The organism is Bombilactobacillus sp. ESL1202, from assembly GCF_058107125.1.
This window is the reverse complement of the sequence record NZ_CM176590.1, coordinates 936664-951634: the sequence shown is the minus strand read 5'-3', so window position 1 is coordinate 951634 and position 14971 is coordinate 936664. Positions and strand designations below refer to the sequence as shown.

Annotated in this window: 12 protein-coding genes; 7 read left to right on the top strand and 5 right to left on the bottom strand. The window is 36.4% G+C overall.

What is annotated here, in order from left to right; genetic code table 11:
* Positions 1–477 precede the first annotated feature (477 nt).
* The 3 genes from AC3B7A_RS04160 to AC3B7A_RS04150 all read left to right on the top strand — a co-directional run bounded on the left by AC3B7A_RS04160 (position 478) and on the right by AC3B7A_RS04150 (position 4618).
* The gene (locus AC3B7A_RS04160) at positions 478–1752 is read left to right on the top strand and encodes an MFS transporter (RefSeq protein WP_489756465.1); all 1275 of its coding nucleotides are present in this window, start codon (positions 478–480) and stop codon (positions 1750–1752) included.
* A gap of 160 nt (positions 1753–1912) precedes the next feature.
* Positions 1913–3334 (top strand): glycoside hydrolase family 32 protein, encoded by a 1422-nt coding sequence (locus AC3B7A_RS04155; protein WP_489756464.1) that lies wholly within the window; start codon positions 1913–1915, stop codon positions 3332–3334.
* A gap of 294 nt (positions 3335–3628) precedes the next feature.
* Positions 3629–4618, top strand: a complete 990-nt coding sequence (locus tag AC3B7A_RS04150; protein WP_489756463.1) for a LacI family DNA-binding transcriptional regulator — start codon at positions 3629–3631, stop codon at positions 4616–4618.
* A gap of 160 nt (positions 4619–4778) precedes the next feature.
* Here AC3B7A_RS04150 and AC3B7A_RS04145 read toward each other — a convergent pair whose 3' ends face one another.
* Positions 4779–5591: a Cof-type HAD-IIB family hydrolase gene (locus AC3B7A_RS04145; RefSeq protein WP_489756462.1), complete on the bottom strand. Its 813-nt coding sequence runs from the start codon at positions 5589–5591 to the stop codon at positions 4779–4781.
* A 3-nt stretch (positions 5592–5594) separates the two neighbouring features.
* On the bottom strand, positions 5595–6371 hold the full coding sequence (locus AC3B7A_RS04140) for a tyrosine-protein phosphatase (protein ID WP_489756461.1): 777 nt from the start codon (positions 6369–6371) through the stop codon (positions 5595–5597).
* Positions 6372–6429: 58 nt separating this feature from the next.
* Here AC3B7A_RS04140 and AC3B7A_RS04135 point away from each other — a divergent pair, with 58 nt between their 5' ends.
* Positions 6430–7203, top strand: a complete 774-nt coding sequence (locus tag AC3B7A_RS04135) for a glycosyltransferase family 2 protein (RefSeq protein ID WP_489756460.1) — start codon at positions 6430–6432, stop codon at positions 7201–7203.
* A complete protein-coding gene (locus AC3B7A_RS04130) occupies positions 7200–7580 on the top strand; it encodes a DUF1694 domain-containing protein (protein WP_489756459.1) in 381 nt (126 codons plus the stop codon). The genes AC3B7A_RS04135 and AC3B7A_RS04130 overlap by 4 nt, the downstream gene beginning before the upstream one ends.
* Positions 7581–7895: 315 nt before the next feature.
* Here AC3B7A_RS04130 and AC3B7A_RS04125 read toward each other — a convergent pair whose 3' ends face one another.
* Entirely contained in the window at positions 7896–10220 is a 2325-nt protein-coding gene (locus tag AC3B7A_RS04125) for an HAD-IC family P-type ATPase (protein ID WP_489756458.1), read from the bottom strand.
* 74 nt (positions 10221–10294) lie between these two features.
* Here AC3B7A_RS04125 and AC3B7A_RS04120 point away from each other — a divergent pair, with 74 nt between their 5' ends.
* Together AC3B7A_RS04120 and AC3B7A_RS04115 are read left to right on the top strand one after the other, a co-directional pair.
* Positions 10295–10945 (top strand): HAD hydrolase-like protein, encoded by a 651-nt coding sequence (locus AC3B7A_RS04120; protein WP_489756457.1) that lies wholly within the window; start codon positions 10295–10297, stop codon positions 10943–10945.
* Entirely contained in the window at positions 10942–11871 is a 930-nt protein-coding gene (locus AC3B7A_RS04115; protein ID WP_489756456.1) for an alpha/beta hydrolase, read from the top strand. Before AC3B7A_RS04120 ends, AC3B7A_RS04115 begins: the two co-directional genes overlap by 4 nt.
* A 185-nt stretch (positions 11872–12056) precedes the next feature.
* On the opposite strand, the gene AC3B7A_RS04110 is transcribed toward AC3B7A_RS04115, so the two are convergent.
* Together AC3B7A_RS04110 and fba are read right to left on the bottom strand one after the other, a co-directional pair.
* The gene (locus AC3B7A_RS04110) at positions 12057–13469 is read right to left on the bottom strand and encodes a C69 family dipeptidase (RefSeq protein ID WP_489756455.1); all 1413 of its coding nucleotides are present in this window, start codon (positions 13467–13469) and stop codon (positions 12057–12059) included.
* A 513-nt stretch (positions 13470–13982) separates the two neighbouring features.
* Complete coding sequence (gene fba / locus AC3B7A_RS04105; protein WP_489756454.1) at positions 13983–14897, bottom strand: class II fructose-1,6-bisphosphate aldolase; 915 nt, start codon at positions 14895–14897, stop codon at positions 13983–13985.
* Positions 14898–14971: the final 74 nt, after the last annotated feature.

The window sequence follows — 14971 nt, the reverse complement described above, 5'->3', positions numbered from 1 at the left end:
ACAATGTTCTACAATTATGATCAGATGAGAGGCTTTCTCTCAGTTGACAATTGTATAGTACCGAAAATTTGAGCAGATAACCACTACAAGAACGATTGAAGTGTTGCAGAAACGACACAAATAAAATAAATGTTGGACAAATGTTTCAAAAGTGGGACATAATTTCGTGAAATAAGGGTTGACATTGAGATTTTGTTTCATTTTAAGTGAGGACGTTCACAATAAAGGGATAGAATTTAGATAGTTGACCTAATTTAAGAGTTAATGTTCAACTAGATGGACTGGAATAATTTTAATTTTACTATTATTCCAACACGAATGTTGATGCTGGCTTAGTTAAACAATTTTTAAGTTTAATTATTTATATTAACCGGTTGACATATGAAACCGAATCCATATAATATTAATTGTAAACGTTTCATAAAATGCTAACCGGTTGGCATGTTATTTACCTAAAAAAGGGGTTGGAATTAAATTATGTTGAATTTAAAGAAGACATTGAAAAATCCGTCTTATTTACAGAATTCGGTAACTTTGTTGTTATTCTTCGCTTCATGGGGTGTTTGGTGGTCGTTTTTTCAATTATGGTTAACTTCTAAGCAGAATGGTTTAGGTCTATCTGGAAGTGCGGTTGGAACAATTTATTCGGCTAATTCCTTAGGCACTTTAGTTTTGATGTTTATCTATGGAACTCTACAGGATAAGTTGGTTATCAAACGTTACTTATTGATCTTTTGTGCAGCCTTGGATGCATTAATTGGACCATTTTTTGTGTGGGTTTATGCACCATTATTACATCATAATTTTGCTTTAGGAATGATATTGGGTGCAATCTTTTTGTCGGCTGGCTTTTTATCAGCTTCTGGTATTTTTGAAGCTGTTGCTGAAAAAATGAGTCGTCGCTTTAATTTTGAGTATGGACAAGCGCGGGCTTGGGGTTCTTTTGGCTATGCTTTGGTAGCGCTTTTAGCAGGCTATTTATTTGTAATTAATCCGAAGCTAAATTTTTTGTTTGCATCAGCTTTTGGAGTTGTACTATTGCTGGAATTATTGTTCTGGGTACCAAAACAAGAGCGAACAGTTGACCAAAATTTAGCGTTGGCTGGTGAAGGCAGCGATACACCGTCTTTGAAAGATATGCTGAGCTTGCTGAAGATGAAAGAACTCTGGTTAATTATTATTTTTATCATGTTTACTAATACTTTTTATACAGTTTTTGATCAACAAATGTTTCCAGACTTTTATACAAAATTATTTTCTAACCCAGCATTGGGACAACATATGTATGGCACTCTAAATTCGGTTCAAGTTTTCTTTGAGGCTTTAATGATGAGTTTAGTACCAATTTTAATGCGTAAAATTGGTGTCCGGAATGCATTATTATTAGGTGTGACAGTAATGTTTGTTCGAATTGGCGGTTGTGGTTTATTTCATAATCCAGTTGCAATTTCCTGTATTAAAATGCTACATTCAATTGAAGTACCTTTGTTTTCACTGCCAATTTTTCGTTACTTTACGTTGCACTTTGACACCAAATTGTCAGCCACTTTATATATGATTGGTTTTCAGGTTGCATCCCAAATTGGTCAGGTTTTATTGTCAAATCCGTTAGGAACTTTACGCGATCATATCGGTTATAGTAACACTTTCCACGTAATTGCAATTACCGTTTTATTAGCCGGTATTTACGCCTTCTTCGTTTTGAAAAAAGACAATCAAGATGTGAATGGTGATCCGTTTATTCGTTCTTAAATTAAAGATAGGGAAAAGATAAGAAATAATTTTCTCAGTTTCAAAAATTATGCCCTTAAAAATCAGTAGTTTACGTCATGAAATGAGCTCCAGTTTAGGGAGAATTTTTTACAACAGGCGTACTTGATTTTGTTGGCGGGTTAATAAAGAGGTTAAATTAATGACAAATTTACAAGTAACTAATCAGCGTTATCGTTTGGGGTATCATTTAATGGCTCCAGCTGGCTGGATTAATGATCCCAATGGCTTTTGTTATTTTAAAGGTTATTATCATATGTTTTATCAATATTATCCTGACGCTCCCGAATGGGGGCCAATGCACTGGGGGCACGCGCGAAGTCGCGACTTGATTCATTGGCAAACATTACCAGTTGCTTTGACACCGGGTGATCCTGAAGACCGTAATGGTTGCTTCTCAGGGAGTGCCATAGTTAAAGATGATATCTTGTATCTGATTTATACTGGTAATAATTATTATGATGTTAACGATCCTGATCGCTATTGGCAAAATCAAAACCTAGCTTATAGTACTGACGGCATTCATTTTACTAAGTATGAACATAATCCAGTCATTGCAACGCCACCAGACGATAATACGCAAGAATTTCGGGATCCGAAAGTATGGGAACATGATGGGCAATACTACGTCATCTTAGGTAGTCAAAATCAAGCTGGCTTGGGGCGGGTGCTCTTATATCGTTCAACAGATTTAAAAGATTGGGAATATTTAGGTGTTGCTAGTCAGGGACAACAAAGCCAATTAGATGGTTACATGTGGGAATGTCCAGATCTTTTTCATTTAAATGGTCAAGATCTATTAATTACTTCACCACAAGGTATTGAGGCACAAGATCATAAATATTTGAATTTACACCAAACCGGTTATTTTTCTGGTCAATTAGATTATCAGCAAGCTCAGTTTGAACATAATAATTTTAAAGAATTAGACCTAGGCCATGATTTTTATGCAACGCAAACCATGTTGGCTCCAGATGGGCGCCGAATTGTGGTTGGTTGGTTAGCCATGTGGGAAAGTGCAATGCCGGAACAAGCTGATGGTTGGTCTGGAGCTTTGACTTTACCGCGGGAGTTAATTTGGCAAAATGATCGTTTATATATGCAACCTATTAAAGAATTACAGGATTTGCGTCAAGAGCTCATCAGCGATCAACAACAGTCACTCAGTGAAAAAACAATCATTTGTAGTGGACAGAAAACGGCTGAATTACAATTGGAGATCGACTTACAACAATTTTTGGGATCACAGATTAATTTGACCTTTCAAGATCCCCAAACGACAGCCAAAACGCAATTGATTTATCAAGTGAAAAAACATCAATTGATTTTAAGTCGCTCCGATCGTGAAACTTCCCGCTATAGTCAGTTAATGCCAAGCGATCATTTACAACTGCAAATTTTTGTAGATCGCAGTTCGCTGGAAATTTTTGTTAATCACGGCGAAGTAGTTTTTAGTGAACGCTATTACTTTCAAGAAGCGCCAGAAATTCAGATTCAAGCTGACGGCGCAGGCACGGTAAACAGTTCGGTTTATCGTTTAGCTGCTGATGTTAATCAATATTAATTTAGGAGCGAATAGCCAAGACAAACTAGGCAAGAAATAGCAGTTGAAAGTTTAATAAATGAGGTTAGGAAAAGGTTAGAAATTAGGCCTTCAAATATTAATTACTAATGCCAGTAGGTTTTAGAATTTAATATTGATAAGGTTTAATTTCTCAATAACTTTGTTCCGAACCTCATTTTTATTTAAAAAATAATGTAGTTTGAGTGAGGACAAAACGGTGAAGATGATTATGGTACCAGTCGCACTAGGTAGCAGATTTGTTATATAATGAACTAAAATTAGGTGGTGAATGATTTGCCCAAATTAGAAGATGTAGCTAAACTAGCTCAAGTCTCTAAAACAACAGTTTCACGGGTTTTAAATCGCCGTGGTTATTTGAGCCAAAAAACAATCAATAAGGTTTATTGGGCGATGGAACAATTGGACTACCATCCCAATGTTGTGGCACGTCAACTATATAATAATAAAACGGATTTAATTGGTATTTTGCTACCAACTGTGGCGGATCCTTTTTTTGGTGAATTAACAACCAATTTGGAAAATCAATTATATCAACGAGGCTTTAAAGTTTTAATTGGGAACTCAATGAATAATCCACGCAAGGAAGCTGATTATTTAGATCAATTACTGATTAAACAAGTTGATGGGTTGATTGTTGGGACTCATAATCAAGGTTTAAGCCAGTACCAGAAAAAAAATCTGCCAGTTGTGGCAATTGATCGAGTGGTTAATGATGATATTCCAGTGATAGCTAGTGATAATTATCTGGGAGGAAAATTGGCGACCGAACATTTATTAGCACAAGGTGTTAATAAAATTATTCATACTAATGGCCCTCATGATTTAGCAACTCCCGCGCAGCAACGCAGATTAGCTTATGAACAAGTTATGTCTGAACATCATTTAGAACCAATCACCTATGAGTTAGATTTTAATATTAGTGCTGCGGCTAAACGGCTCGTATTTCAAAAAATTTTTCAAGAACAGCCGCAAGTTGAAGCTATATTTGCAGCCAATGATACAGATGCAATTTTGATTTGTCAGGTAGCCTTGGAGTTAGGCCGGCAAGTTCCTCGTGATTTATTAGTAGTCGGTTATGATGGTACCACCATGATGCAAAACTTGGTGCCCCAATTAACGACAGTTATTCAACCAATTAATCAATTAGCCCAATTGGCAGTTGAAGTTTTGAATCAGAGATTACATGGTGAAGTAACTGAATCAGAATATATTTTGCCTGTAAAATGGCATGAAGGCTTAACTGGTCGCCATTCAAAATCTTAGTATTGCGGCTGCTAATCAAAGGATACACGAAAAATAGCTGCTGTTCTAATTCAATAATCAATTAATGTTTAGATATAAGTCGCTCGCTAATTTATTGTCTTTACCTTGTCTGGAGAAGCATTGGTTGAATCTTATCTTTTTAGCTAGCCGTATATTAATATTAATCTTTGGTAAAGCGGATTAATGCGTCTTTAACGCCATCATGATTACAATCATTGACTAAATAATTGGCTTGTTTTTTCACGGAGGTAAAAGCATTGCCCATCGCGATACCAATTTTAGCCGTTTTAATCATGGGCAAGTCATTTTCACCATCACCAATAGCTAAAGTTTGATTTAAAGAATAGTGTAAGTGCTTGGTTAACCATTTCATGGCTTGTAATTTGGAAACTTGCGGAGCGACAATTTCCAAGTAAGTAGCTTTGGAACGGGTAAATTGCAAGGGTAATTGATAATTATTAATGAGTGTCATGAGTTGTTTGATAGTGATAGGATCAGCCATACAAAGAACTTTATTAATATTTTGGTTGGTTAAAATTGCTTGCCAATTAGTGTTGATCGTCGCTTTAGTTTGGGTCATTTCTTCTTCTAATTGGACAAAGCGATCGTGGCTTCTTGCATACCAAGTATTGTTAGTGAAAAAGTTACAAGAAACATTGAGGTTGGCTGTCTGAATTAAGTTCAGTAATTGCTGAATTGTGGTTGAGGCAATTTCTTGTTGGTATACAGTACGGTAACTAGAATTTTGTTGTTGTAAAATTAGCGCCCCGTTTAAGCAAATGGCCCAAGTATTATTAGCTGATAATGCATTTAATAACGGATAAGTCGCTTGAGGTGGTCGGGCAGTAGTTAAAATAAATAATCCACCACGGGCTTGATAATCATTGATTGCTTGTTTGGTAGCAGGGGTTAATTGATTTTGGTCATTGATTAAAGTACCATCAATGTCACTAAAAACTAGCTTGATGTTCATGGTTTACTCCTTAGTAGTATCAGGTTCAGTATATAAATTAATTAACAAGTCTTTTTTAACCTTACTCAGTCCCAAAATTTTTTGCTCAAAGTTGTTCCAGGAACCATAAATACCTGTAACAGCGACTTGAATGGCGGTAATAGCTGCCTGATCAGCAGGAGTAAAATTCATTTTTTGAATGGTTTGATCAGTGGGATTATCTAAATAACTTAAGTCAACAGCGTGGGTATACATTAAGTTGGTTAGTAAATAATCTTGTGTAATATATTCAACGGGTACTTGTAAAACCAAGAGTAACAAAATTGCTAAAATTCCGGTACGATCCTTTCCGGCAGAACAATGGAAAACAACGGATTGTTGAGGCTCTTGGCTAGCCAATAAGACTTCAAAAAAATGATAAAAAACTTTTTGGGAATAATGATCTAAAACAATTTGCTGATACATACCAGGTAAACCGGAAAATTGTTGTTGGGGTGACAAAGTTTGATATAATTTATCACCAGTAGTTGAACTATCACTGGGAGCATATAGTGGATCGGCAATTAAAGTTAAAAAATTAGTCTGTGGATCAGGCCAAGTTTGACGTTCATAATTGGAACGTAGATCAAAGCTATAACGAAGGCCATAGTTTTTAAGAAACTTTAATTCTCGTGGTGTTAAAGCACTTAAATAGCCAGCACGTAAAATTTTTTGCCATTTGATATGACGGTGATTAACAGTTTTGTAACCACCTAATTCGCGAAAGTTATTAGTTTTTGAAAATTGAAAAATTCTTTGCATTGAGATTCCTCACTGAAATTAATACAATAGAGTTACTGAACAATTAGGAGATTGAACTGTGGTTAAATTAACTTTAGTAATGCCATTATACAATGAAGAGCAACTTTTGCGTCGGAGTCTAACCTCCATTGCGGCGCAAATCAATCAGAACTTTGAATTGTTAATGGTTAATGATGCTTCGAATGACCAGACGGTGGAGATTGCACACGAATTTATGCAAAAACAAGCTAATTTTCGATTAGTTAATCAATCTTTTAATCAAGGTATTTCAGCAGCACGTAATCGGGGGATTCAAGAAGCACAAGGTGATCTAATTACTTTTATTGATGGTGATGATTGGCTAGAGCCGCAGTATACCAATTATTTTTTGTCAAAATTTGCACAAGCTTCCTTGGAACTGGCTATTTGTGGCTTTTTTAAAGAGTCGGAGAAGAAAATTTTAGCCCGACCTACAGAACATATACATGACTATGCTTCTCGCACCCAAGTAATTAAACAAATGACTAAATTAACCGGGAGTTTTGTGATGGGTTACACGTGGAACAAAGTTTATCGGTTAGATTTAATCAAACAGCATCATTTGACTTTTGCGCAAGATTTACCATTAATGGAAGACCAAGTTTTTAATGTCAAATACGCTTCTTTAGCGCAACATTTTTATGTTGATTCAACACCTTTATATCATTATTGGCAACATCATCAAAGTGTAACTCATACTTATACATTAAAAAATATGCAGAGTATTGGCCGAGCTAATTATCGAATTATTAAAACTCTATATCAGACTAGCAAACAGCATCCAACCAATGTTCAAGGAGGAGCTCCAAAATGACGAGTGTGGAAGATTATCTTAAACAAAATGTTTTTGGAAAGCCACAGTTAAAACCTGATGAAAAGCGGAAGTTTTTGGGTAATTTTCAAGATCGAGTGGCCTTAGCTTTAACAGTGGTTCAAGTTCGTCAGAACCAAAATTTAACCTTAGTGGAACAAATTATGCAACGTTATCCACAGTATCATCTTTATATTAATGGACGTTTAGGCCCAACTAATCGTCGAACTTTGGTTCGCTTGGCAGTTAGGTTACAATATGCTTTTACTATGATTGATCAACAAAAAGTACGGACAGCCACGCAAAAGTTAAGTGATCAAGAAATGGGTTTAGTGATTGCTGATGCCAATCAGGCAGTCAAAGGTCCAATACTAATTTAACGAGTATAAATATAAAAATTATTGGGCGCTGTAGATCAATTATTGAATCGCTTCTGGGTTGCAGCTTTATTGAAATTACGTTCTCAGAAGCAGGAATTTGCGTTTAGCTACGCCTAAATTCTCAAGTCTAAAACCGACTTAAGAACTTAGCCTAGGCTATACTCAATTCCTAATCGCTTCTGGTCGCAGCTTTATTGAAATTACGTTCTCAGAAGCAGGAATTTGCGTTTAGCTACGCCTAAATTCTCAAGTCTAAACCGACTTAAGAACTTAGCCTAGGCTATACTCAATTCCTAATCGCTTCTGGTCGCAGCTTTATTTAAAACAGTAACGAACTAAGACTTCACGTAACAATTTAAAGAGCGGATAAAAAGCCAAGATAATGAATAGGCTCCAATTAAGCATGGGTTCTTGCAACAGATTTAAGATTTCAAATGGGCGTCCCCAAGAGATAAATACTAGAAGATTAGTGATAAATAAAATTAAGAAAATAATTAAAATACCACGATTGATCGGCCGAGCAATCGTCCATAAAGCCGCAAAACTGATCATGCTCACGGCAAAAACGGCCAAACTTGAGGTTTGAGCATAATTCAATTGTTGTCCACCACCTACTTTTACAATTATAAAAACAGTTAACGTAATGCTTAAAGCGGCTGGTAACGCTACTTGCATCACATTTTTATAAAACCGACCTTCTGGTGGTCGAAAATCAGGCTGAAGGGCTAAGAAAAGAGTGGGGAGACCGACTGTTAAGGCATTAATTGGTGTCATTTGAGCAGGATGGAATGGATAATTGGTATGCATAAAGATGAACAAAATAGTTAAGAGAACAGAATACATAGTTTTGATTAGGTACAGGGCAGCAACTCGTTCAATATTATTGATGACACGGCGTCCTTCATTCAAAACATAAATCATCGAATCAAAATTTTGATCTAATAAAACAAAATCAGCGGCACTTTCAGCGGCATCACTGTTACCAGCAATGGCGATACCACAATCGGATTGACGCATGGCTAAAACATCATTGACACCATCACCAGTCATGGCGATTTGATGTTTTTTATGTTGTAAAGCTTGAATGAGTTTTTGCTTTTGTTCAGGTAAGGTTCGACCAAAAACGGTATATTGTTGGGCAATTTGAGCATAATCAGTCAAAGGTGCTTCTAGATCAATTGTGGACATATCAATAGCTTTGATTTGTTGACTTAAGTGAACCCGCTGAGCGATATTTTTGACTGTGGCGGGGTCATCACCGGAAATGATTTTTAAGGTAACTCCTTGAGCTTGCAAGTACTGAAAAGTACTTTGAGCAGTTGGGCGAACTTCATCTTCAATTAATAAGTAACCCAGTAGTTTTGGCTGAGAAATTTCTTCGACAATTGGCTGAGTAGCTTGGACAACGGCTAAGACCCGATAACCTTGTTGGGCATACTGTTGAGCAACTTTGATTTGCTGTTGGTTGCTTAAGATAAAATTGGGGGCACCTAGAGCAAAATAACCTTCCTTTTCTAAATTTACTGCCGACCATTTACGTTGGGAAGAAAAGGCAACAATACTGTTAACAAGTGGTAAAGAAGTTAATGGTTGTTGAGCTTGAAGAATAGCCTGAGCTGTTTCATTGGTTTCATTAGTGGCTTGGACAATTATTTGACAAATTTCAAGTAATTTAGTTTGTGTTAAGTTTTGGGGAATAATTTGCACTAATTTTAAATTGCCAGTGGTAATAGTACCGGTTTTATCTAAGCATAAGGTGTCTACGCGGGCTAATGATTCTAAAGCAGTCATAGATTTAACCAGCACCTGTTTTTTACTTAAGTGGACAGCTCCAACGGCCAAGGCGACTGAGGTTAATAGCACTAATCCTTGCGGAATCATACCGATAATAGAAGCTGAAGTTCCTAAAATAGCACCAGACCAGTTATGAGAATGGTGAAAACTACTCCAAAATAGTAGTAAGCCTAAGGGAACGATGATGTAAGTTAAGACCTTAATAATTTGATTGATAATATTTAATAATTGTGAAACATTATGACTTTGTTGCTTAGCTGAAGTGGCTAACCGATTGGCAAAACTTTGTTCACCAACAGCGGTTAATTCAATTAGAGCCTGACCGCTGATAACTAAACTTCCGGATAAAACTGGGTCATTAGTTGTCTTAATGACGGGATTAGATTCACCAGTTAGATTGGACTCGTCAACTTCTAAATGTGACGTTTGACAAATTCGACCATCGGCGGGAATCTGATTACCGCGTTGTAAGATTACTAAATCATGCAAAACCAAATCATCTTGAAAAATCTCTGTTGCCTGACCATCACGTAAAACAGAAATTTTTTGTCGGTTTAAGAAGGTTAATTGATCAAGTTGTTTTTTAGCGTGAATCTCTTGATATGTACCGATTATAAAGTTAGCAATTACTGGTCCTAAGAAAAACAGGTTGACAAAATTGCCGGTGCTAAAAATCAAAATAGCAATTACTAAATTGACTAAGTTAAATAAAGTCAATAAGTTTTTTGATATAATCTTAGATATTGATGTCGAATTCTGGTTTTTAACGTGATTAGTATTGCCATTTTGTTGTTGAAGACGGACTTGTTGCTGACTTAAACCACTCTGAACGTTAGTGCTTTTCATAAGTTCACCTCAATTATAATATATGGGTCATTGTAATCTTATTTTGTAAAAAAATTGTGAAGAAGGTCGAGATTTTGATAAAAAATATTTTTTTTGATTTAGATGGAACGTTAATTGATAGTGGATTAGGAATTATGAATTCTTTAAAATTTGCTTATCAAAAAGAACAGTTAGAGATTTTAAGTGATGAACAATTACGGAAGTTTATTGGTCCGCCGTTGATGGAAAGCTTAGAAAAGTATAGTCAAATTCCCGCTCATAGTGAACTGTCTACTAAGTTAATTGCTGATTTTCAAGAATACTACGGAAAAAAGGGTTGGTTAGAATTAGAACTTTATCCGCAAATTAGTGAAATGTTAACACAGTTAAATCTATCAGGTAAAGACCTATATATTACAACGGCCAAACCGGAAAACTTTGCCAAACAAATTATTGCCAAATTACAATTAACGGATCAATTTCAAGGAATTTATGGTGCAGATTTAAGCGAAACCATGGCGAAAAAAGATATTATTGCTCATGCTTTGACCACACATGAATTACTAGCTACGCAAACTTTAATGATTGGTGATCGCGATACTGACGTTTTGGGAGCTAAAGAAAATCAAGTGAAGACAATTGGCGTACTCTATGGTTTTGGAGATGCTGTTGAATTACAGCAAGCCGGTGCGATTGATTTAATTGAGCAACCGCTAGATTTGGTGAAGAAGGTTCAAGCACAATGAAAAAGCATTGGAAAGCAATTGTCATTACTTCTTTAATAGTACTTTTCTTAGCGGCGGATTTAGGTGGCGCGTACTACTTATTTAATTTTGCCATCAAAAAAGGTGGTTATAGTGCCCGTAACCACGGTCAACCCTTGACAACAACTGAATTGTGGGCCAAAAAGGCTCCCCAACAAGTGTGGCAACAAACAACGGCAGATCAAGCCAAAGTCCATTTGAAAGCTCGTTATTACCCCGCTAGTACGAATACGAAAAAAACTATTTTAATTGCCCACGGTTATGGTGATAATAGTTTGAGTATGGGGGCATATATTAAATTGTTTCATCAAGCAGGTTATAATGTTTTGGCGCCTGATGATCGGGCTTCGGGCCGGAGTGGTGGACAGTACCTTGGTTATGGCTGGCTTGATCGTAACGATTACCAGGAGTGGGTTCAGCAAATCCTGCAGCATAACGGGGCTAGCAGTCAGATTGGTTTGTTTGGTGTCAGCATGGGAGCTTCAACGGTAATGTATTACCTTGGTTTAAAAGTTCCACAACAAGTAAAATTTGCGATTGCGGATTGTGGTTACGCCACGATTAAGGGTGAATTAGAACATGAGTTGCATGCTTTATTTAAATTGCCTAGTTTTCCTTTAATTCCAACAGCTAATATGTTTACTAACATGTTAGCTAAATATAGTTTTTATGCTGCTGATACAGCGCAGACTTTGAAGCATAATAAAGTGCCTTTGTTCATTATTCACGGTACTGACGATACCTTTGTGCCAACCAAAAATGCGCGGATTAATTATGATAATGATCACGGCCCCAAAAAGTTATGGCTAGTCAAAGGTGCCAGTCATGCACAGTCTTATCAAAAGCAACCACAACAATATGAAGCTAAAGTTTTAAATTGGAGTCAACAGCATTTTGTAGAGAAATAAATCTCCATAAAAATGTTCCGTTTATATAGAAATATTATGGAATTATATGCATACAAAAAAGCGTCAGCAAGAAAATACTGACGCTTTTTTAAGTTTGTAGCCATTTGACCCGGTTGGACCAAATAGCTAGTTTTTTTGTGATGCAAGTAAAATTTTTGTGTTTCAATCTCTTTTTATATGATGGATTAATCATGCAAAGTAAACTGTAAATTCATGCGTGGAGCTACTAAATGAACCATTTCACCTAATAATTCGGTGGCATTGTCTAATGAAATTTGAGCCATTTGTTCATTGATTTTAGTTAAATAAGCCGGAACGTCACCTTCACTGGCAACTTGTTGATCAGCTTTGATTTGTAAATTGCGACAGCTAGCCACAGTGTTTTGTTCAAAAACGTTCTCTGAATCTTCCACTAAATTAAAATGATCATCACCAAAAGCTGCTAAAGTATTAGACAACCAGTACATCTTTTGGGGATCAAATTTGGCTGTGGTATCACGATAAGTGGCCGGAGTGTCAGTCACATTAGCATAAAACGGAATAACCGCATTGAATGTATTGGGACCAAAAGCTAACCAGTGAATACCAGCAATTTCTTTAGCAACATCGTTACGAATTTGTAAGATGTGTAATTCTTGATTGCGGTTGATGCCGATGGGCCGGAACAATTTTTTCTCAGCGTCAGTATTAGTAGTACCGTAAACATCATAAGGGGTGTTTTGATAATGAGAACTCAAAACGAATTTGATATCTTCGACACTGATTTTTTTCTTAGTCTGGCAAATAAATGGTAAGTCTTGGTCAATCGGGGTCGTTTTAAATTCAGGGTTGAAATATTTTTGACCAAACCAAGCTCGCGGATTATTGTAACGGGTGTCTTTGACAGTGGCACTACCAAAAATATGGCGTAAGTTATAACCTTCGGGATCGGGATTTAAGTGATACTTTTCAATTAAATCTTCTAAATCACTACTGCACAAGGTATCAGGTGATAAAAAGTCAAATTCAGTAATATTAAAGCGATTCGGGGCGATGACATAAGAATCATCAGGAATGCGAATGGCAGCCCAATGGTGACCAGCAATACTTTCAAAGTACCAAACTTCATCATTGTCAGCAAAACAAATTCCATTAGTTTCATAGGTTCCGTATTGTTCCAGTAATTGGCCGAGACGTTCGACACCTTGACGAGCACTGTGAATATAAGGCAAGACAATGGTCGGAATATCTTCTTCACCTAAACCGTCATTAACGAGCGGATCAATACCTAAAATACGACTATTGGTGGTGATGGTTTCAGTGGCACTCATCGCTACATTTTCACTATTAATTCCGGCTGCTGCCCAAAGGCCATGTCCGCTGACAGCCTCTGGGGTGGCGGTATATCCTAATGGATTAGCTGGTAAATCTAAGTTGAATTTACTTAAAACAGCTTGATAATGTTGGTTTTGTTCTTCAGGTTTCACATAGACGAATTTTTGGGGATGCAGAGGTTCATTGCCATCCTCATTGCGGGCGATCATGGTTGAACCGTCAATTGAAGCATTTTTTCCGACTAAAATTGTTGTACAAGAACCTTTTTTTCGATGTGCTTTCATATTATCCTCTCATTTCTATTATTTAACTTTATTTTAAGCCAATTGATATAGAAATACAGCTAGTTTGTACAAGTTTTCACCGCAAAAGTCAAACTTTCAGCTCTGACTTAACGAAATGAAAGAGTTAAGTCAGAAAAGTTTTATCACGAAATATTTGTCTGTTACGATCAATTGTCGAACCTCTTGTCAGGCAATTAACAGTCCTCTAGGATATATTGCAGATATAATTCACAAATTTCATAAGGCAGATGAAGTAAAGTGCAACTTAAAAAAGTTGATTCAACACACTTGTTCTTTATTGTTAAAGGTGTCGTGATTAGAATTTTGACGGAAATTGTGGTGGGAAAACTTTGATTTCACATGGTGATATTTTGATTCAAACAGGTGAAACGTTGATCATTTTTGCGAGATAAACTCAGCAGTAATTAACTTTTTAGAAAATGGCTATCAAATTATGTACTAAAAAAGCGAATCAGCACCAGTTGATTCGCTTTTTAAAATACTAATAATTAATTATTCTTCGTTCAATGAGCTACGATCAAAAGCAGCTGATTTTAACTCTTCATCAATTGATGGTGTACCTAACCAACCAATCATTTCTTTCATGGAGTCAGTAATTGCTTCAGCACCAGGAAGAAGTAATTTACGAGGGTCGTAACCCTTGTTTGCTTTATCTTCATCTTTATGTTCTTCAAAGTATTTACGAGTAGCTTCTTGGAAAGCTAATTGAAATTCAGTATTAATGTTAACTTTGGAAATACCAAGAGAGATCGCTTTTTTGATTTGTTCTTCAGGAATACCAGAACCACCATGCAAAACTAAAGGTACATCTACGGCATCAGCGATTTCTTTCAAACGGTCAAAGTTCAAGCCGGTCCAGCCTTCAGGATAAACACCGTGAATATTACCAATACCACAGGCTAATTTGTCAACGCCAGCAGCAACAAAGGCTTTAGCATCTTCTACAGAAGCTAATTCGCCGCCTTCAGCACCTTGGTTTTCACCAATTTTACCAATTTCAGCTTCAACAGAAATACCACGTTCGTGAGCTAATTTAACAATTTCTTTGGTTTTAGCTAAGTTTTCTTCTGTTGGTAAAGCATGACCATCAAACATAACTGAGGAGTAACCTAATTTAATACATTCAACAGCTGAGTCGTAGTCACCATGATCCAAGTTCAAAACAACAGGTACAGAAATGTTCATAGAATCCATTTGGTCTTCAACCATGTCTTTAACGAACTTGTAACCACCCATATATTTAGCGGCACCAGTGGAAACTTGAATCAACAATGGAGTCCTTGTTTCTTCAGCAGCGCGCAAAATTGCCCGTGTCCATTCAACGTTGTTAGTATTATATGCGCCAACTGCATAATGATTTTTACGAGCGTCTTTAAAAATTTGATTACCGTTATCTAAATAAGCCATTCAAATATCCTCCTAGTATAAATACTACAGTCACATTGTACCGTAATAATGAAAATGGAACAAACTTTTCCATA

Excerpts from the sequence above, each read along its gene's own strand:
- AC3B7A_RS04160 (WP_489756465.1), top strand. The coding sequence starts at position 478 with ATGTTGAATTTAAAGAAGACATTGAAAAATCCGTCTTATTTACAGAAT.
- AC3B7A_RS04155 (WP_489756464.1), top strand. The coding sequence starts at position 1,913 with ATGACAAATTTACAAGTAACTAATCAGCGTTATCGTTTGGGGTATCAT.
- AC3B7A_RS04145 (WP_489756462.1), bottom strand. The coding sequence starts at position 5,591 with ATGAACATCAAGCTAGTTTTTAGTGACATTGATGGTACTTTAATCAAT.
- AC3B7A_RS04140 (WP_489756461.1), bottom strand. The coding sequence starts at position 6,371 with ATGCAAAGAATTTTTCAATTTTCAAAAACTAATAACTTTCGCGAATTA.
- AC3B7A_RS04130 (WP_489756459.1), top strand. The coding sequence starts at position 7,200 with ATGACGAGTGTGGAAGATTATCTTAAACAAAATGTTTTTGGAAAGCCA.
- AC3B7A_RS04125 (WP_489756458.1), bottom strand. The coding sequence starts at position 10,220 with ATGAAAAGCACTAACGTTCAGAGTGGTTTAAGTCAGCAACAAGTCCGT.
- AC3B7A_RS04115 (WP_489756456.1), top strand. The coding sequence starts at position 10,942 with ATGAAAAAGCATTGGAAAGCAATTGTCATTACTTCTTTAATAGTACTT.
- AC3B7A_RS04110 (WP_489756455.1), bottom strand. The coding sequence starts at position 13,469 with ATGAAAGCACATCGAAAAAAAGGTTCTTGTACAACAATTTTAGTCGGA.
- fba (WP_489756454.1), bottom strand. The coding sequence starts at position 14,897 with ATGGCTTATTTAGATAACGGTAATCAAATTTTTAAAGACGCTCGTAAA.